Raw genomic sequence first — 18,972 nt, 5'->3', positions numbered from 1 at the left:
GAAACCAGCTGATTTACCAAGGAAGCGGGCCATCATCGTTGAAGTACCCGGCGGTCGGGCCATCGGCGTCCAAGGTCGCCAGGTGAATGACGATCTCGGCCGCCTGCTGCACCGTGCGGTGACCTTTATACCCGTTGAGATCGGTGGCAGTGTAGCCGGGCGCCGCGGCGTTGACCTTGATGCCCTGGGGCGCGAGCTCCCTGGCGAACGCCACCGTGATGGCATTCAAGGCTGTCTTGGAGCTGCCGTAGCCCATCATGTTAACGGCGTGGTTCGCAGTGGCGGGATCGAGCGCCCGGCCGATGGACCCGGTGGAGCTGCTCACCATCACGATCCGGGCAGCAGGTGCTGCTAGCAGCAGCTGCAGGAATGCCTGGGTCACGCGGATCGGGCCGAAGACATTGACGTCGTAGGTGGCCTGGATGTCGGCGATCCGCTGCTGGCTCGGCGGCAGGTCGTAATTGATGGCGACGCCGGCGTTGTTCACCAGCACGTCGAGGCAGGGGCTGGCCTGCCTGAATGCCTCGGCTGCCGCCTTCACCCTGTCATCCCGCGTGACGTCCAGCTCAAGCCACTCCACGTCGAGGCCTTCGGCGCGCAATGCCTGCGCCGCCGCCATGCCGCGTTCGGCGCTCCTGGCGCCGAGCCAGACCTTGAAGCCCATGGTCGCCAGTCGCCGGGCGATTTCATGGCCTATACCCTTGTTGGCGCCGGTCACCAGCGCGCTTTTCGATGTTCTCATAATCGGTGTCTCCATTTTTCTTGTGGAAGACCCACAAATGGTGCGAGGCAGCGGGCGTTGCGCGCCGGAAATTCTCCGGCTCTTGCCTAATCCTCTCACGCTGTTGCGCCGCCGGTGCGAATGCGCGATGCTGGCGCAATGAGCAAGGCGCTGCAGGAGTTGATCGAGATCGCCGGCCGCCATGCGCGCGGGCGACGAACAAGAACGGCGGTTCCCCGCGTTTCGATCGGCCGCAGCGAAGTCGCCACGCCGCCATTGTCAGGGGTGTGGGGGTCGGGGATCTTATTCGTACTGCAGGGCGCGAAGACGGTTCTGATCGGCGACCGAGCTCTTCGTTACAATCCGGCCAGCTATTTCATCTATACTGTCGAGACGCCCACCATCAGCCAGATAATCGAAGCGAGCGCGGCGCGTCCTTACCTGGCCATTGGCTTGACCCTTGACCTGCAGGCCGTCGCCGCGCTCCTCGTCGAGCACGCGCCGGCCCTCAGTGGCGACAGTTTCTCCACCTCTCCCGCTGATGACGATCTGCTCGACGCGTTGCGTCGAATGATGCGGCTGCTTGACCGGCCAGCGGAGATTTCCGTGCTCGCGACCATGATCGAGCGAGAGATGCTGTTTCGGCTCCTGCAAGGCCCCCAAGGCGGAAAGCTTCGTGAACTTGCGCGCGCCGATGGCCATCTGTCCCGGATTGGCCGGGCGATCGCCTGGATCCGTTCGCATCCCCATCAGCCGGTCCGGGTCGGCGATCTGGCCGAGATTGCCCGTATGAGCAGTGCTGCGTTTTATCGTCACTTCAAGGCGGCGACGGCCATGAGCCCAATCCAGTATCAAAAGCAAATCCGCTTGCTGGAAGCCCGCCATCTGCTGATTGCCCAGCCGGGCAACGTCGCACGTGTCGCCTTCGCCGTCGGCTATGAGAGTGCTTCCCAGTTCAGCCGGGAGTATGCCCGCCAGTTCGGGTCGCCGCCTGCCCGCGACGCAGCGCGGCTTTCGGCAGAAGGCGAAACCGCAATAGAGGTGATCTAAGGCTTGCGCTTCTTGCCAGTATCGCGCCGCTTCTCGCCGACCGCGACGGTCAGCGCCATAGCCAAAGCCATCGTCGCCGACAGCGAGCGGAAGCCGGCGAAATCGGCCTCGGCGACCTCGAACCAGACCCTGGCGAATTGGGCGAGTGGCGAAAAGGAGCTGTCGGTAATCGCCACGATCGGCACGCCTTGCTCCGAAATGACGCGCGCCTCCTCGATGGTGGCCGGGGCATAGGGCGAAAAGCTGATGGCGATCACGGCGTCCCTTGGAGAGGCAAAGCCGATCATCTCTGCATTGAGGCCGGCGGCCGATTCGATCAGCTGGTTGCGGATCTTGAGCTTGCCCAATGCATAGGCGATATAGGAGGCGACCGGGTAGGAGCGCCGCTTGGCCAGCACGTAAATGGTTTCGGCCTTGGCCAACACGGTGATCGCATCTTCGAAATGGTCTTCATTCAGCGTGCGCGAAATGTCGTTGAGCGAGGTACTGGCTGCGGCAACAAAACCGTCGAAAATCGCGCGGTGGCCGGCGCCTTCCTCGGCCTTGGCGCGCAATGCCGCCAGCCTTTCATCATAGGATGAGTTGCGCTCGCGCAGGCGCTCGCGAAACACCAACTGCAGGCTGGTGAAACCATCAAAACCAAGCTGCTGGGCAAAGCGGATCAGGGTCGAAGGCTGGACACCGGCGGAAGCGGCGATGCTGGCAGCGGTGCCGAAGGCGATATCGTCTGGGTTGTCGAGCGCATAGGCGGCGATCTGGGCGATACGTTTCGGCAGGCTGTGGCGCCGCTCCAGGATCGTCGCCCGCAGCGTCTCGAAATCGCGCGGCACCCGTTCGTCCATCGTCGCTCCGCCCAGGCTCATCGTCTGGTTCCCTCTGTGCCCCATCATAGCGGGCCTGTGCAAGAACACCATAAAAAATGAGACAAGCGTTCCATCTCCAGACAAAATGGACTAATTCATCCACACAATTTGCGCACACGGAGGCAAGGCAGATGGTCGGGGTAGGTCTTATCGGCACGGGTTTCATGGGCAAGTGCCACGCCATCGCCTGGAACGCGGTCGGCACCGTCTTTCCCGATGTGGACAAGCCAAGGCTGGTCCATCTCGGCGAGGTCAACGAGGACCTTGCCAAACGCCGTGCCAGCGAATTCGGCTTCGCCAAGGCCTCCGGCGATTGGCGCGCCGTCGTCGACGACCCGGAAGTCGATGTCGTTTCGCTGACCACGCCGAACCAGTTCCACCCGGAAATGGCCATCGCCATCCTCGAAGCCGGCAAGCATCTGTGGTGTGAAAAACCGATGGCGCCGAGCTTCGCCGAGGCGCAAGCAATGGCTGCGGCGGCCCAAAAGTCCGGCAAGGTGGCCGCGCTCGGCTATAATTACATCCAGAACCCCGCAATCCGCCATATCGGCGCACTGCTCGACGAGAAGATCATCGGCGAGGTCAACCATCTGCGCATCGAGATGGACGAGGACTTCATGGCCGATCCGGAGGCGCTGTTCTTCTGGAAGCACGAGGCGGCGTCCGGCTACGGCGCGCTCGACGATTTCGCCGTGCACCCGCTGTCGATCATTGCGGTCCTGTTCGGTCGTGTCGCCCGCGTCATGTGCGACATGGCCAGGCCCTATGCCGACCGCCACGTCGCCTCGGGCGGGCGCCGCGCGGTCGAGACCTACGACATCGCCAGCATCCTGATGCATCTCGAAAACGGCATCGCCGGCACGCTGCTGGTCAACCGTTCGGCGTGGGGCCGCAAAGGCCGGATCGCCATCCAGATTTTTGGCTCGAAGGGCTCGATCCTGTACGACCAGGAGCGGATGAATGAGTTCCAACTCTATCTGACGGCCGACCGGCCGACCGAGCAAGGCTACCGCACCATCCTGGTGGCGCCGCATCATAAGCCTTATGACGCCTTCCTGCCGGCGCCCGGCCACGGCCTTGGCTTTAATGACCTCAAGATTATCGAATGCCGGGAACTGTTGACGCGACTTGCCGGCAAGCCGGCGCGGATCATCGATTTCGACGAAGGCCTGGAGATCGAGCGCACGGTGCACGCGATGGCGCGCTCGTTCGCGGAACAGCGCTGGATTGCGGTGCGGTAGTAAGCCCGCGCTGGTCTCCCCTTCTCCCCTTGTGGGAGAAGGTGGCCGAGCGAAGCTCGGTCGGATGAGGGGTGTTGGACGGATCGCTACAGCGAAGAAATAACCGCTTAAAATCCCTCAATATTTTTGCGCCGAGTTTCTTCCAGCACCCCTCATCCGGCTCGGCGCTGCGCGCCGATCCACCTTCTCCCACAAGGGGAGAAGGAGAAGTGCTCACGCGGCTCCCGGGCGATCGGCGATCATGGCACGTCTCGCCGACCGGCGCTGCTCGACGGCGTCGGCAAGGCCGTGCAGCACCGTTTCGGTGGTTTCCCAGTCGATACAGCCGTCGGTGATGCTCTGGCCATAGACGAGCGGCTTGCCGGGCACGACGTCCTGCCGGCCGGCGACGAGGTTGCTCTCGATCATGATGCCGACGATGCGCTCGTCGCCCGCCGCGATCTGGCCCGCCATGTCAGCCGCCACCAGCGGCTGGTTTTCCGGCTTCTTGCTGCTGTTGGCGTGGCTGACATCGATCATCAGCCGCGGCGCCACGCCGATCCGGCCGAGCTCAGCGCAGGCAGCAGCAATGCTTGCCGCGTCATAATTCGGCACAATACCGCCGCGCAGGATGACGTGGCAGTCCTCGTTGCCGGTGGTCGTCGCGATGGCGCTGCGCCCGCCCTTTGTCACCGCCATGAAATGATGCGGCTGGGCGGCGGACTTCACCGCTTCGGCGGCAATCCGCAGATTGCCGTCGGTGCCGTTCTTGAAGCCGACCGGGCAGGACAGGCCTGACGCCAGCTCGCGATGGATCTGGCTCTCTGTCGTGCGTGCGCCGATCGCGCCCCAGGCGACGAGGTCGGCAATATATTGCGGGGTGGCCATGTCGAGGAATTCGGTGGCCGCCGGAAGGCCGAGATTGTTGACGGCGGAGAGCACGTTGCGGGCCATCCGCAACCCCTTGTCGATGTTGAAGCTGCCGTCGAGGTCGGGATCGTTGATCAGGCCCTTCCAGCCGACCGTCGTGCGCGGTTTCTCGAAATAAACCCGCATCACGATCTCCAGCCGGTCCGACAGGCTTTCACGCAGCGATGCCAAACGGCTGGCATAGTCTACGGCGGCGGCCGGGTCGTGGATCGAACAGGGGCCGACGACGACCACCAGCCGATCGTCGGCGCCGGTCAGCACGGCGTGGATGGCATTGCGTGATGCGGCAACGGTGCGCGTCGCCGTCAGCGTGCGCGGTATTTCCCGCATCACCTCGTCGGGTGTGCTCAGTTCTCTGATTTCCTTGACCCGAAGATCGTCTGTGGTCGTCAACACGGCTTCTGCTCCTGATTGGGAGACCTGCCGGCTGAAACAAAAAAGCCGCCAGGTCTGGCGGCTGTTCGGATGTTATTGCTGCAATCTTCAGATCGAGCGCAATCCTCCCGCCGCCAGCGAGCTCATAAAGTACCAATATGTGGCGGTCAGGTTGATCATGAGGGCTGATATAGTCGATGCGGATGCGCTTGTCACGTGCCTGGTGAGGAGGAGGTTTACTCCAGCCCATTCGCGATTGGCTGAAGCCCCCCGAACTTCGTCATCCCAGGGCGAAGCAGGAGCGGAGCTCCGTCGCGGAGACCCTGGGATCCATGCCGTTGCCTTGGCCAAGGAGTGCTGCGGAACTAAATTCTGCATTGTAGCGACGCCTAGATGTCACGGCATGGATCCTCGGGTCTGCGCCGCGTCGCTGCGCTCCTTGCTCTGCCCGTGGATGACGAAGTGATGGGCGGCGTTCCGCTAGACTTGCCGGCGTTATTCCGGTGACGCCCCGGCGATGCTCTGATCGTAGTCGACCAGCGACCCGGTCATGACGCCGGACTGCGGGCTGATCATATAGCTGATCAACCGGGCAAGCTGCGCCGGTTTCACCAATTGGCCCATCGGCTGCGCGGCTTCGGCCTTCTCCAACCAGTCCTCCGGCGCGTCGTGCCATTTCTTCTGCACGATCGCCTCGCCCTCGGTGTCCATCCAGCCGGGCAGCACCGCATTGCAGCGGATGCGATTGCCGCGATAGGCATTGGCGACATTCTTGGTGAGTGTCGCCAGCGCTCCCTTGCTCGACGAATAGGGCGCCAGGAACGACTGGCCGCAATGCGCCGACATCGACAGCACGTTGACGATCGAGCCCGGTACCTGGCGCGCCAGCAAATGCGCCACCACGCCCTGCATCAGGAAAAACGGGCCGCGCACATTGGTCTGGAATATCTGGTCGAACAGATCCTCGGAGGTCTCGACCAGCGAGCCGCGAGCCGAGGTGGCAGCGGCGTTGACCAGCGCGTTGACGGTACCAAAATGGCCAATCGCCGTTTCGACCGCACGCTTGCAGTCGGCCACTTTTGAGACGTCGGCGCTGATGAAGATGGCATCGACGCCTGCCCCCTTGAGGATGGCGACAGCCTTGTCGCCCTTCTCCTGCGAGCGGCCGATCAGCGCCAGCGCCCGGCAGCCCTCATCGGCCAGCGCTTCGGCGACGGCAAAGCCGATGCCTTGTGCGCCGCCGGTGACGATGGCGCGTGTTTCGGAATTGCGACCGGCTGAACCGTTCATCGCCTTGCTCCTGTGCTTGATAGTCAGATTGTTTTGTCGAGGCGGACGGTCTTGCCTTTCTTGGCCGATTTCAGCGCCGCATCCGCCAGCCTGAGCGCCACCAGCCCGTCCTTGCCGCTCGGCGCCGCCTTCTTGCCTGACGTCGCTGCCGCGATGAAGGCAGCGATCTCGTTGGCATAGGCGTCGAGATAACGGGTCATGAAGAAATCGTGCAGCGGCGGCCGCGTATAGCCTTTCTCATTGGCCAGTTCGATCGACACCGGCCGCTGGTTCTCGGCCGCAATCATGCCTTTCGAGCCATGCACCTCGATGCGCTGGTCGTAGCCGTAGGTGGCGCGGCGTGAGTTGGAGATAACGCATTGCTTGCCGGAGGCAGTTTCGAGGATGACGCTGACGCTGTCGAAGTCGCCGGCCTCGCCGATCTTCTTGTCGACCAGCACCGAAGCATGCGCGCTGACCGCCACCGGCTCCTCGCCGAGCAGGAAGCGCGCCATGTCGAAATCATGAATGGTCATGTCGCGGAAGATGCCGCCCGAGCGGCCGATATAGTCGAGCGGCGGCGGGCCGGGATCGCGCGAGGTGATTGTCACCATTTCGACAGTGCCGATGGCGCCGTCGTCGATCGCCTTGCGCACGGCGGCAAAATGCGGATCGAAGCGGCGGTTGAAGCCGACCATCAGGGTGGCGCCGGCCTTGTCGACGACGGCCAGGCAACGTTCCACCCTGGCGGCGTCGAGGTCGATCGGCTTTTCGCAGAAAATCGCTTTACCCGCTTTGGCGAAGCGTTCGATCAGATCGGCATGGGTATCGGTCGGCGTGCAGATGACGACCGCATCGATATCGCCGGCCTTCTCGATGGCATCGATGCTGCGCACTTCGGCGCCATAGGCAGAGGCCAGATCGGTCGCCGCCTTCTCGAAGGCGTCGGCAACTGCGACCAGCCTGGCCTCAGGATTGGAACCGACGGCGCGAGCATGGACCTTGCCGATACGGCCGGCACCGAGAAGAGCAAAGCGAAGAGGCATGAAGAGTTTTCCTTTGAGGATGGTTCGGAAGGGAGGGCGTGTCAGCGCCTGTGCTCGGCGTTGGCCGTTACGCCGCAAGTTCCGCCTGCCCGGTCTTGGCGCCGGTGATGTAGGAGACGATATCGTTGCCGTCGGTGTCCTGCTTGCGCAAATTGGCGACGATGCGGCCGCGCCGGAAAACGACGATGCGGTCGACCAGGTCGAACACCTGGCGCATGTTGTGAGAGATCAGGATCAGCGGTTCGCCATTCTCCTTCAGCGTGCGGATGATGTTTTCGACCTGCATCGTCTCCTGCACGCCGAGTGCCGCCGTCGGCTCATCCATGATGATGAGCTTGGAAGCAAAGGTCGCGGTTCTGGCAATTGCTACGCACTGGCGCTGGCCGCCCGACATGTGGCGGATAGTATTGGAAAGATTGGGGATCTTGACCGCTGTCCGGACCAAGGCTGCCTCGGTCGCCTTGCGCATGAACTTGCGATCGAGGATCGAGAAGGGCCCGAGATTGAAAAGCACCCGCTCGCGGCCGAGGAACAGGTTCGACGGTACGTCGAGGTCGTCGGCGAGCGCCAGGTTCTGGAACACCGTCTCGATGCCCGCCTCGCGGGCTTCGATGGGGCCGGCAAAATTCACTTCCTTGCCGTCGAACCACATCCTGCCGCTGGTGCGCTGCTCGACGCCGGTGATCTGGCGTACGAAGGTCGATTTGCCAGCGCCGTTGTCGCCCATGATGGCGACATGCTCGCCCTTGCGCAGCTCGAAGTTGGCACCCTCCAGCGCATGGACGCCGCCATAATACTTGGTCAGGTTTTCGGTCTTCAGGACGATGTCTGACATGATTAAGCCCTCATCGCCCGCAGGCGTTGGCGCCACTGGTCGAGTACGACTGCGCCGACGATGATCACGCCTTTGACCATCTCCTGATAATAGGCGTCGAGGCGCAGAAAGGTGAAGCCGGAGATGATGACGCCGAAGATCAGCGAGCCGATCACTGTCCCGATAATCGAACCGCGGCCGCCCGACAGCGAGACGCCGCCGATAACCGCCATGGCGATCGCGTCGAGCTCGTACATTACACCCATGCCGGCCTGGGCGGTGAGATTCTTGGAGCTCAGCACCACGGCGGCGAGCGCGGCGAGGACGCCGGCAATGACGTAGACGAGGATCTTGTGGTTGGCGATGTTGATGCCGGACATGCGCGCGGCGTCCTCATTGGAGCCGATTGCATAGCAGTGCTTGCCATATTTGGTGTAACTCAGGATCAGCTGGAACAGCACTGCGAGCGATATGAAAATGATGACCGGCATCAGCCCCTTGCCAATGGCGGCGAAACTCTCGGTCGGAAACGAGATCGGCTGCCCCTTTGACCACCATTTGGCGATGCCGCGCGCGGTGACCATCATGCCGAGCGTGGCGATGAACGGCGGGATGCGCGTGTAGGCGATCAAAGCGCCGTTGACCAGGCCGGCCAGCAGGCCGCAGCCGATCGCGACCAGCACGGGCACGATCACCGGCAGGTCGGTCCAGCCCTGCGCGATGAACATCGCCTTCGGGTTCGGGTTGCCATTGACGGTCGCCACCTGGGCGAAGCTCATGGCTATCATCGCCGTGGCGCCGACGATCGAACCTGAGGACAGGTCGATGCCGCCGGTAATGATCACCTGCGTCACGCCGATGGCAATGATGCCGACTATCGACACCTGCAGGATGATGATCTGCAGGCGCGCTTCGTTGAAGATCGCATCGATATTGTCGCGGGTGTTGAACAGGAAGCTGTCGCCCAGGAAAACCCGGCCGATCAGCTCGAAAGCGCCGACCAGGATGACGAGCGCCAGGAAGACGTTGAATTCGGCCGGCCATGCGCGCCGCTTCGCATCATAGCTGAGCCCGCCGACGCCGTGAGATGTCTGTGCCAATCGTGCTTCCTCCGTCAGCCACGGTCTCCACTCGGCGCTGTTCAGGCCGAGAGGGAAAAAGCGGAGCGGCGCTGTCTTACCTTGGCGCGCCGCTCCGTATCGGACAGGTCCGCCTCAGTTCTTCTTCAGGAACTTGTCGATATTTGCCGGCGTGACCAGCTGGAACGGGATGTAGACCTTGTGCTCGACCTTCTCGCCCTTCGCCAGCTTGAGCGCTGCGTCAAGCGCGCCGGCACCCTGGCCGGCCGCGTCCTGGAACACCGTCGCATCGAGGTCGCCCGCCTGCATCGCGGCAAGCGCATCCTGGGTAGCGTCGACCCCGCCGACGACAACCGACTTCATGTCGATGTTGGCGGCCTTCATCGCCTGGATGGCGCCGATGGCGCTTTCGTCATTATTGGCGATGACGCCGTCGAACGGCTTGCCGGTCGACAGCCAGTTGGTCATCAGGTTCTGCGCTTCTTCGCGCTTCCAGTTCGACGTCTGCTTGTCGATGATCTTGATGAAGCTGCACTCCGGCGTGGCGATCACGTCGTCAATGTCCTTGGTGCGCTGCACCGCTGCCTGGTTCGACAGCTCGCCCATGATCACATAGACGTTGGCTTCAGTCTTGCCGGCCTCCTTGAACAGGCGGCAGACCTCCTTGGTCTCGAGCGTGCCGGAATCGGCTTCGTTCGAGGCGACGAAGGCCTGGTTTTCGGGCAGCGTGTCGACGTTGACCGGCTCGCGATTGACATAGACCAGTGGAATCTTGGCAGCGGCGGCTGCGTCCGACATCGCCTGAGTCGCCGAGGTGTCGACCGGGTTGACGATGATGGCGTCGACGCCTGAGGCGGCGAAGTTCTTGATCTGGTCGAGTTGCTTGGCGACGTCGTTCTGCGCATCCTCCACCTGCAGCTCGACGCCGTCCATGCCCTTGGCCTGTTCAATCATGCCGTTGCGCAGCACTGTGAGAAAATTGTCGTCGAACAACGCCATCGACACGCCGATCTTGGCAGCAAAGGCGGACGAACTCATCAGCGCCGCGAACGCGACGCCCAAAAGCAGTTTTTTCATTTTATTTCTCCTCCACATTGGTGTCCGGCTGCACCGATCTACCCGGAATCCCCGATCTCGCAGGGAATTCTCTCCCGATTGCCATTTTTAGTTCCGGAGGCATTTGCCTGAAACAGATCTTCCGGAACGAAAGAACCAAAATTCTCAGTTGGTGAAATATTTATTCCATTTCGCTTGGGCGTCAAGCGAGATTTCGCCATGAGGAATGGATTTTCGGCATTTCGAGCGCTTTTAGACGGACGCTAACGCAAGCCAGGCCTGAAAGCGTTCTGATAGATTACATCATGTCTGCCGCCGATGACCGCGACGTCAGATGTTTTCCGGCAGATAAATGTCGAAGGGCAGAAAGGTCTGGCCCGGCGCATTCGCAGCGCCGGTCTCGATGGCATGCGCCATCAGCCCGACAAGCTCGCGGCAAAGCGCCGCCAGTGGCGTCGAGATCACCATGGTCAGGAAATTATCTGCCAGCGCCGCGCGGGAGTCGGGCGTGATCTCGTTGCAGACGACCGCCGGCATCTCAGCCGGCTTTGCCTCCCTCAGCGCCGAGATCGCGCCTTCCATGCCGCCACCGGCGACATAGCAACCGGCGAGATCAGGGTGGCGGGCCAGAAGCTCGATCATTGCATCATGCGTGATCTGGTTCGCTTCCAGATTGACCAACGTCTCGAGGAGAGTGAATTCCGGCGCCTGCTCGCGAAAGAAGGAGCGAAAACCGATCTCGCGAAGCTCATGGCCATGGAAGCGATGGCTGCCGACGAAGAGGGCAACCTTGCCAGGTCTCTTCGCGGCCTTCGAGATCATCCAGGCAGCGGTGCGGCCGACCTTGCGATTGTCCAGGCCAACATAGCCCTCGCGAATACCGGACGCAAAGTCGGAAAGCAGGGAGAACACCGGTACGCCATTGGCTTTGAGAGCCTCGACGGCGACCGTCAGCGTCGGGTGATCAGGCCCGACCAGGGCGACGGCCCTGGATTTGGCGGCCAGCTTGCGCATCCGCTCGACGATCTCGTCCGGCGCCAGCGAAGCGGCGAAGTCGATGGTGGCCACGCCGCGAAAGCGCGGCGACTGCGATACCGCCAGTTCAAGCTCGCGGGCAAATTCACTGTAGAAGACGTCCTCCCGTCTCAACAGCAGGAACCCGAGCCGGTATTCGGGCAATTCATGGCGCATCCGCTGCTTGATCAATCCGGCTGCGTGATAGCCGATGCTGGTCGCGGCCTCATAGACGCGGCGCGCGGTTTCCTCGCGCACCGGCAAGCGGTTGTTCAGCACCCGGTCGACGGTGGCAACGCTGACCCCCGAAATGCGCGCCAGGTCGGTGATCGTCGGCCGTTTCGCCATCGCTGCCTCATTCCACTGTTTGGCCCTTTTACACCATTCTGATGGAAAATGATAGAAACTATCTTTGTGATATTGAGCCTATCAGGGCTCGGCGTTATTTTGAACGCTGACCGAATATGATCGAGGCCTCCGCTATGGTGGATATTGGACTCCGAACCGGGAATACGAGCTCCGCAGCGGCGTCCCGACGCGACTATAGCCTGATCGGCCGCGACGCGAAGCTTGCCGTCGAGAGCGGGCTGGCGGCGGCCGAGTGGTATCACACCGACGTGCCGCGCAAGCAGATGAAGGAGCTGATGCAGCGCTCCGACGGCCCGGCGATCCGCGATACCATCGTCTGGCTCGGCGCCATGATCCTCAGCGGCGCCGGCGCCGCCTGGTTCTGGGGCAGCTGGTGGTGCGTGCCGTTCTTCTTCGTCTACGGCGTCCTCTACGGTTCCTCCACCGATTCACGCTGGCACGAATGCGGCCACGGCACCGCTTTCAGGACGCAGTGGATGAACGACGTGGTCTATCAGGTCGCCTGCTTCATGATCATGCGCAACCCGGTGACCTGGCGCTGGAGCCACACGCGCCATCATACCGATACCATCATCGTCGGCCGCGATCCGGAGATCTCGGTGATGCGTCCGCCCGATCTGCTGCGCGTGGTGCTCAACTTCGTCGGCATTCTCGACGCCTGGCATGCGATGAGCGACATGCTGCGCAATGCAGCCGGTATCGTCAGTCCGGCCGAAAGAACGTTCATTCCCGACCAGGAGCAGCCGAAGGCAATTCGCATTGCCCGCATCTGGACGACAATCTATGCCGCGACCATTGCGCTGGCGCTCTATACCGGCTCGTTCCTGCCGCTGATGCTGGTCGGTCTGCCCAGGCTTTACGGTGCCTGGCACCATGTCATGGTCGGCCTGCTGCAGCATGGCGGCCTGGCTGAAAACGTCACCGATCACCGGCTCAACAGCCGCACCGTCTACATGAACCCGATAAGCCGCTTCATCTACTGGAACATGAACTACCATGTCGAGCATCACATGTTTCCCATGGTGCCCTATCACGCGCTGCCCAGGCTGCACGAACTGATCAAGCACGATCTGCCGACGCCGACATCGTCCATCCTGGCCGGCTACCGCGAGATGATACCGGCTTTCCTGCGCCAGCTGCGCAATGAGGATTATTTCATCAAGCGCGAACTGCCGCCGACGGCGAGGCCCTATCGCGAGGACTTCCACAACGACAACGCTACCGCTGCGGTGGCTGCCGAATGACAAGCCCATGCCGAGGGTGCCAAGTATTGGGGGAGCCGTAGATGAGCGACTGGGTCGAGGCCTGTGACGCCGAGGACATCGACGAAGAGGACGTGATGCGCTTCGACCATGGCGGCCGCACCTTTGCCATCTATCGCAGCCCCGACGACGAGTATTTCGCCACCGACGGGCTTTGCACGCATGAGAAGGTGCATCTGGCCGACGGGCTGGTGATGGACGATATCATCGAATGCCCGAAGCACAATGGCCGCTTCAACTACAAGACAGGGGCTGCCAGGGGCGCGCCGGTCTGCGTCGATCTAAGAACTTATCCGGTCAAAGTCGACGCCGGCAAAGTCCTTGTCCGGATTGGTTGATGATGACGAAGGGAATGGTCATCATTGGCGCCGGCGAATGCGGCGGGCGCGCCGCCCTTGCGCTGCGCGAGCTCGGCTTTAATGGACCGGTGACGCTGGTCGGCGACGAGCCGCATCTTCCCTATGAGCGGCCGCCGCTGTCGAAAGACGCGATGGTTGCCGACGCGCCCCTGCTCAAGGCAATCGCCACCGACGCGATCCTGGCCGAAAGATCGATCAGGCATATCCATTCGGTTCAGGCGGTGGCGATCGACCGCGCGGCGCATGTCGTGCGCCTCTCGGACGGTTCCGTCCTGGCCTACGACAAGCTCCTGCTGGCGACCGGTTCGGTGCCGCGCAAGCTGCCGATGCCGGGCCTTGGTGGGCGCTGCGTCTACCTCCGGACCTTCAACGACGCGCTGGCCATTCGCGCCCATCTCAGCGCCGGAAATCGCATCGCCATCATTGGCGGCGGCTTCATCGGGCTTGAGCTTGCCGCGGCGGCACGCAGACTGGGTGCGGCGGTCACAGTTATCGAGGCGCAGCCGCGCATCTTGATGCGCGGCGTGCCGGCCGAGATCGCTGAGATCATCCATCAGGCGCATGAAGCCGAAGGCGTGAAAATCCTGTGCGGCGAGGGCATCGCCGCCATTGCCGATGATGGCGCCGAAGTGCGCATCGCGCTCGCCGGTGGACACGACATTGTCGCCGATCTTGCCGTGATCGGCATCGGCGCCGTGCCGGTGACCGGACTTGCCGCGGAGGCGGGGCTGACCGTCGACAATGGTGTCGCCGTCGACGCCGAGCTTCGCACCAGCGACCGGGATATCTTTGCCGCCGGCGATTGCTGTTCGTTTCCGCTCGCCATCTATGGCGGCCGGCGCGTGCGGCTCGAAGCTTGGCGCAATGCACAGGAGCAGGGCGCGCTCGCCGCAAGGAATATGCTTGGCGCCGGCGAGTCCCATGCGGCGGTGCCGTGGTTCTGGTCGGATCAGTACGGCCTGACCTTGCAGATCGCCGGCCTGTCGGACGAAGGCCGCAGCATCGTGCGCCGCGACCTCGGCTACGGCGCCTTCATCCTGTTCCACCTCGCCGAGGACGGCAGGCTGGTTGCGGCAAGCGGCATCGGCCCAGGCAACGCGGTCGCCCGCGACATAAGGCTGGCCGAGATGCTGATTGCAAAGCAGGCAAGGCCGGCGCCGGAAGCGCTAGTCTCGCAGGCGGTCAAATTAAAATCGCTGCTGGCGGCTTGATCCGCCGCGTGGATAATTGGCCGAACGCGTTCGGCTAAAACAGCGCTTTCAGCTCCGGCAGCTTGTCGTTGACCAGCCAGCCATAGTAATTTTCCTCGGGCAGCTTTTCCGGCTCGCCCGCAGCGCGGCGCTTGTCGTTCTCGGCTTTCAGCGCATAGGCGCGCTGTTCGGGATTGCCGACATTGTAGAGCGTCGACGTGATGCCGGGATTGCCTGAGATGTCGAAGCCGGCAATGCTTTTATAGGCGTCGATCGACTTCCTTATCGTCGCCGCGACATAAGGCAGTGTCAGGTCAGGGTCCATGATCGTCTTGTAGACCGCATTGGGGTCACCGACGTCGAGTTCCGGCAGGCCGGAAACCTTGTGCACGAGATCGCTCATCTGCAGTGCCGTCAGCGGATTGAGCTGGCCAAGGCCAAAAGTCTGGCCGGCATAATAAGGCTGGAAGAAAGTGGCGCCGAAGCGGTCGTTGGGAAAGCTCTCGCCGTTGACGGTTTTGCCGCGGAACGACCGGTTCCACACCTGTTCGCGGCACTCCCACAGATCGTAGCTGTCGGACTTCCCTGCGCATTTCGCAAATTGCGGCCGTTGCACGAAATCGGTGATGTCCTCGCCATCATAGGCAAAGGAGAGCTTGCTCGACAGATACGAGATCGCCTTGACGTAATAGGTCTGCAGCCGGTCATAGGCATCGACATTATAGGTATGCTCGCCGACGATGGCTCCAACGATATGCATTGGGTCGATGTCATAGGCCGCGGCTGCCTGCTTGATCTTACCGCGCAGCTCGGCATCGTTCTGGAGCAGCGCAAAGACTTTGCGGTATTTCGCCTGGAAGGTGGTGTTGGTCGCCTGGGTGCGCCGGCTCGAAGCGCCCGGTATGTCGGGCTGCTCGGTGTTGCGGTTGCCCGGCGGCACCATCGTTGCCGCTTGTGCGGCGAACATGGCTGCCGCCAGCGTCAGCCCCAAAATGACGAGGATCAGTTTTTTCATGCGCCGCCGCCCAAATAGTCGCCGGCAAACTAGGTAATGCTCCACCGGGAGTCGAGAGACGCCTGCACCCGACGGGACGAAAGCTTGCCGGATGCTTCCATTTGGCCACACATCGGGAATGCTGGGCCAAATTGGGGAGGCCGGGAGCAATTCCCCGACCCTCTTCGAGAATGAAGCGTCTCCTACAGGATGAAACGCGACAAGTCCGTGTTTCTGGAGAGGTCGCCGACATGCTTCTCGACATAGGCGGCATCGATGGTCACCGAGGTGCCGTTGCGGTCCGGCGCGTCATAGGAGATATCGTCCAGCACCCGTTCCATCACCGTCTGCAGCCGCCTGGCGCCAATATTCTCGACGCTGGCGTTGAGGTCCACGGCGATGCCGGCCAACGAATCGATGGCGTCGTCGGTGAAGACCAGATCGACGCCTTCGGTCTTCATCAGCGCGATATACTGCTTGATCAGGCTGGCTTCGGTCTCGGTGAGGATGCGGACGAAATCGCCCTTCTCCAGCGCCCGCAGCTCGACGCGGATCGGCAGGCGGCCCTGCAATTCCGGCAGCAGATCGGAGGGCTTAGCGACGTGGAACGCACCCGAGGCGATGAACAGGATGTGGTCGGTCTTCACCGGTCCGTATTTGGTCGCAACCGTGGTGCCTTCGACCAGCGGCAGCAGGTCGCGCTGCACACCTTCACGCGAAACACCGGCACCGATGCCGCCTTCGCGCGAGGCGATCTTGTCGATCTCGTCAAGGAAGACAATGCCGTCATTCTCGGTCGATTCGAGTGCCCTGCGCACCACTTCGTCCTGATCGAGCAGCTTGTCGGACTCGTCGCTGATCAACAGCCCGTAGGACTCCTTGACGGTCGTCTTGCGCAACTTGGTCTTCTTGCCGCCCATCGCTTTCGACAGCATATCGTTGATGTTGAGCACGCCGATATTGGCGCCCGGCATGCCGGGGATCTCGAAGCCGGGCATGCCGCCATTGCCGGTATCGGCCACTTCGATCTCAATCTCCTTGTCGTCGAGCTCGCCGTCGCGCAGCTTCTTGCGGAAACTGTCACGGGTGGCCGGGCTCGCCGTCTTGCCGACGAGCGCTTCGAGCACCCGTTCCTCGGCGTTGATGTGGGCACGCGCCTTGACGTCCTCGCGCATCTTCTCGCGAACCAGCCCGATGGCGATCTCGACCAGGTCGCGGATGATCTGCTCGACATCGCGGCCGACATAACCGACCTCGGTGAACTTGGTGGCTTCGACCTTGACGAAAGGCGCACCGGCAAGGCGTGCCAGGCGGCGCGAAATCTCGGTCTTGCCGACGCCGGTCGGGCCGATCATCAGGATATTCTTCGGCATCACCTCTTCGCGCATCTGGCCCTCGAGCTGCTGGCGGCGCCAGCGGTTGCGCAAGGCAATCGCCACGGCACGCTTGGCGTCTTTCTGGCCGATGATGAAGCGGTCGAGTTCCGAAACGATTTCGCGAGGAGAGAAGGTGCTCATGTCACTAAATTCCACTTTGCCACTGCCGAATGGACTCGAACGGATGCAGCAGCATGATCACGTTGAGTGTCAGATTGTCCCGGATGAGATAGCCGACACCGAATTCGAAGATGAGGGCGAGGGTTACGACCACCCATATAGGAAGCCTTCGCGCCATGACAAACCCCAGCACCATGGCCAGTGTGTCCGACACCGAATTGATGATGCTGTCGCCATAATAGTCGAGCGAGATCGTGCCAGCGCGATAGCGATCGATGATGAAAGGGCTGTTCTCGAGCAGCTCCCAGCCGCCCTCTATAACCACCGCAAAGGCCAGCCTGAGCCCGATCGGCGAGCGCGGGAAAAGGAACCACGCCAGCGCATAGAACAGGAAACCGTGAATGATGTGCGAGAAGCTGTACCAGTCGGAAATATGCTGGGAATTCTCCGAGCTTTGCACGATGCCGTGCCACAGCTTGACATAGCCGCAGGTACAGATCGGCGTCCGCCCCATGCCGTAAAGGACCCCGGCCTGGAAGATGACCAGGCCGAGAACCAGCAGAAGCCCCATTCGCCAACTGTCGTAGTAGGCCGAGACGGTTTTGTCGCTGGATACGCTCATGCTGCTATTGCCCCTCTTCTGCGTCACCCTGTCCGGCATCACCCCTCTGGGGCATCAATCGCCATCAGCACGGCATCGCCATATTCCGACTTCCTGCGATCGATAGCCGTGAAACCGGCCTTTTCATAGGCACGGATAGCCCGTGCATTGGCGGGGTCCGGGTCGATGATGACGCGCGGCGTACCTTCCTCGAAAAGCTGCTCGACGAACTGCCGGACGATCGCCGAGCCGTGGCCGACCCCGACAAGCTCCGGCACGCCGATCGACAGATCGATGCCGAGCGTGCCGAACGGCTGGTCGCTATAGGGATGGCCGTCCTCCAGATGCGGATCGTAGCTCTGCAAATAGCCGATGGGCTTTCCGTCGAGCTCGATAATCAGCGGCTCGACCGAAATGCTGTCGATATGCTCGCGGATCTCCGCAATCTCGGTCTCTGGGTCGTTCCACCATTCGGCGACATGCGGCTCGGCAAGCCAGCCGGCGATCATCGGCAGGTCCCTCTGGGTCACCGGCCGAAAACCATAGCGGAGGCTCCGCTCAGGCGGCATCGAGGGTTTCGACGACGAAGTTGTTGTTGGTGTAGACGCAAATGTCTGACGCGATCTGCATCGCCTTGCGGGCGATCTCCTCTGCGCCCTTGTCGCTGTCCACCAGCGCGCGTGCCGCTGCCAGCGCGTAATTGCCGCCCGAGCCGATGGCCATGACGCCAAATTCGGGCTCCAGCACGTCGCCGGTGCCGGTCAGTGCCAGCGACACCGACTTGTCGGCCACCAGCATCATCGCTTCCAGCCGCCGCAAATAGCGGTCGGTGCGCCAGTCCTTGGCAAGCTCGACGCAGGCGCGTGTCAGCTGGTCGGGATATTGTTCGAGCTTGGCTTCGAGCCGCTCGAGCAGCGTGAAGGCATCGGCGGTGGCGCCGGCGAAACCGGCGATGACGTTGCCGCCCTTGCCGATGCGGCGCACCTTCTTGGCGTTGCCTTTCATGATCGTCTGGCCGAGGCTGACCTGGCCGTCGCCGGCGATCACCACCTTGCCGCCCTTGCGCACGGTCAGGATGGTCGTGGCATGCATGGTCAGTTCATTCGACATTTTCTGCTCCGATAAGCACCGATCCCATCGAGGCGATCGGCGCGTTACGAGTGACTTGATCGGCCATATGTATGCATAGGCCGGACGATTGCAAACCGGCCATCCGCCGGGCCGGACTGTGCTCCGCAGCGGTAACTGGCAATCGCCGGATCAT

The 18,972-nt window shown here is 62.2% G+C and carries 19 protein-coding genes; 5 read left to right on the top strand and 14 right to left on the bottom strand.

The genetic code is table 11. From position 1 onward, the window contains the following. Positions 1-13: 13 nt before the first annotated feature. On the bottom strand, positions 14-742 hold the full coding sequence (locus NKI52_RS05135; protein ID WP_352620620.1) for an SDR family NAD(P)-dependent oxidoreductase: 729 nt from the start codon (positions 740-742) through the stop codon (positions 14-16). A 138-nt stretch (positions 743-880) separates the two neighbouring features. Between NKI52_RS05135 and NKI52_RS05130 the strand changes: the two genes are divergently transcribed. Beyond that, positions 881-1,771: an AraC family transcriptional regulator gene (locus NKI52_RS05130; RefSeq protein ID WP_023677513.1), complete on the top strand. Its 891-nt coding sequence runs from the start codon at positions 881-883 to the stop codon at positions 1,769-1,771. On the opposite strand, the gene NKI52_RS05125 is transcribed toward NKI52_RS05130, so the two are convergent. Then, positions 1,768-2,613: a MurR/RpiR family transcriptional regulator gene (locus NKI52_RS05125; RefSeq protein ID WP_023677514.1), complete on the bottom strand. Its 846-nt coding sequence runs from the start codon at positions 2,611-2,613 to the stop codon at positions 1,768-1,770. The genes NKI52_RS05130 and NKI52_RS05125 overlap by 4 nt on opposite strands. 152 nt (positions 2,614-2,765) lie before the next feature. Between NKI52_RS05125 and NKI52_RS05120 the strand changes: the two genes are divergently transcribed. Further along, entirely contained in the window at positions 2,766-3,875 is a 1,110-nt protein-coding gene (locus NKI52_RS05120; protein ID WP_352568502.1) for a Gfo/Idh/MocA family protein, read from the top strand. Between the two features lie 213 nt (positions 3,876-4,088). Here the strand turns inward: NKI52_RS05120 and NKI52_RS05115 are convergent, their stop codons facing one another. The 7 genes from NKI52_RS05115 to NKI52_RS05085 form a co-directional block, all read right to left on the bottom strand. After that, positions 4,089-5,180 (bottom strand): 3-deoxy-7-phosphoheptulonate synthase, encoded by a 1,092-nt coding sequence (locus NKI52_RS05115; RefSeq protein WP_023677516.1) that lies wholly within the window; start codon positions 5,178-5,180, stop codon positions 4,089-4,091. 474 nt (positions 5,181-5,654) lie between these two features. Continuing rightward, positions 5,655-6,449: an SDR family oxidoreductase gene (locus NKI52_RS05110; RefSeq protein WP_023677517.1), complete on the bottom strand. Its 795-nt coding sequence runs from the start codon at positions 6,447-6,449 to the stop codon at positions 5,655-5,657. Positions 6,450-6,472: 23 nt separating this feature from the next. Beyond that, positions 6,473-7,474 (bottom strand): inositol 2-dehydrogenase, encoded by a 1,002-nt coding sequence (gene iolG / locus NKI52_RS05105; RefSeq protein ID WP_352568500.1) that lies wholly within the window; start codon positions 7,472-7,474, stop codon positions 6,473-6,475. Positions 7,475-7,541: 67 nt separating this feature from the next. After that, positions 7,542-8,309, bottom strand: a complete 768-nt coding sequence (locus NKI52_RS05100; protein WP_254815918.1) for an ATP-binding cassette domain-containing protein — start codon at positions 8,307-8,309, stop codon at positions 7,542-7,544. 2 nt (positions 8,310-8,311) lie between these two features. Beyond that, the gene (locus tag NKI52_RS05095) at positions 8,312-9,388 is read right to left on the bottom strand and encodes an ABC transporter permease (protein ID WP_292655972.1); all 1,077 of its coding nucleotides are present in this window, start codon (positions 9,386-9,388) and stop codon (positions 8,312-8,314) included. A gap of 114 nt (positions 9,389-9,502) precedes the next feature. Beyond that, positions 9,503-10,444, bottom strand: a complete 942-nt coding sequence (locus tag NKI52_RS05090; RefSeq protein WP_352451673.1) for a sugar ABC transporter substrate-binding protein — start codon at positions 10,442-10,444, stop codon at positions 9,503-9,505. 309 nt (positions 10,445-10,753) lie between these two features. Continuing rightward, a complete protein-coding gene (locus NKI52_RS05085) occupies positions 10,754-11,785 on the bottom strand; it encodes a LacI family DNA-binding transcriptional regulator (protein ID WP_023677522.1) in 1,032 nt (343 codons plus the stop codon). 137 nt (positions 11,786-11,922) lie between these two features. Here NKI52_RS05085 and NKI52_RS05080 point away from each other — a divergent pair, with 137 nt between their 5' ends. From NKI52_RS05080 to NKI52_RS05070, 3 genes are read left to right on the top strand one after another with little or no spacing between them, the layout of a single operon-like run. Further along, positions 11,923-13,050, top strand: coding sequence for a fatty acid desaturase family protein (locus NKI52_RS05080; RefSeq protein WP_352620624.1), 1,128 nt, complete (start codon positions 11,923-11,925; stop codon positions 13,048-13,050). A gap of 41 nt (positions 13,051-13,091) precedes the next feature. Then, positions 13,092-13,406 carry a MocE family 2Fe-2S type ferredoxin gene (locus NKI52_RS05075; protein WP_023677524.1) on the top strand — a complete coding sequence of 105 codons (315 nt, stop codon included), beginning with the start codon at positions 13,092-13,094 and terminating at the stop codon, positions 13,404-13,406. A gap of 2 nt (positions 13,407-13,408) precedes the next feature. After that, positions 13,409-14,638, top strand: a complete 1,230-nt coding sequence (locus NKI52_RS05070; RefSeq protein WP_352697432.1) for an NAD(P)/FAD-dependent oxidoreductase — start codon at positions 13,409-13,411, stop codon at positions 14,636-14,638. A gap of 34 nt (positions 14,639-14,672) precedes the next feature. Here NKI52_RS05070 and NKI52_RS05065 read toward each other — a convergent pair whose 3' ends face one another. The 5 genes from NKI52_RS05065 to hslV form a co-directional block, all read right to left on the bottom strand. Next, positions 14,673-15,632 (bottom strand): DUF1402 family protein, encoded by a 960-nt coding sequence (locus NKI52_RS05065; protein ID WP_352576350.1) that lies wholly within the window; start codon positions 15,630-15,632, stop codon positions 14,673-14,675. A gap of 182 nt (positions 15,633-15,814) precedes the next feature. Continuing rightward, on the bottom strand, positions 15,815-17,128 hold the full coding sequence (hslU, locus tag NKI52_RS05060; RefSeq protein ID WP_352454824.1) for an ATP-dependent protease ATPase subunit HslU: 1,314 nt from the start codon (positions 17,126-17,128) through the stop codon (positions 15,815-15,817). A gap of 4 nt (positions 17,129-17,132) precedes the next feature. Beyond that, positions 17,133-17,729 (bottom strand): DUF2585 domain-containing protein, encoded by a 597-nt coding sequence (locus NKI52_RS05055; protein ID WP_023677528.1) that lies wholly within the window; start codon positions 17,727-17,729, stop codon positions 17,133-17,135. A gap of 38 nt (positions 17,730-17,767) precedes the next feature. Further along, positions 17,768-18,277, bottom strand: a complete 510-nt coding sequence (locus NKI52_RS05050; RefSeq protein ID WP_352576348.1) for a GNAT family N-acetyltransferase — start codon at positions 18,275-18,277, stop codon at positions 17,768-17,770. Beyond that, the gene (gene hslV / locus NKI52_RS05045; protein WP_023677530.1) at positions 18,267-18,818 is read right to left on the bottom strand and encodes an ATP-dependent protease subunit HslV; all 552 of its coding nucleotides are present in this window, start codon (positions 18,816-18,818) and stop codon (positions 18,267-18,269) included. Before hslV ends, NKI52_RS05050 begins: the two co-directional genes overlap by 11 nt. Between the last annotated feature and the right edge of the window lie 154 nt (positions 18,819-18,972).

The sequence above is a fragment of the Mesorhizobium sp. M0590 genome, assembly GCF_040320905.1.
Taxonomy (GTDB): Bacteria; Pseudomonadota; Alphaproteobacteria; order Rhizobiales; family Rhizobiaceae; genus Mesorhizobium.
The sequence above is the reverse complement of the archived record's forward strand: the minus strand, read 5'-3'. Positions and strand labels throughout refer to the sequence as shown.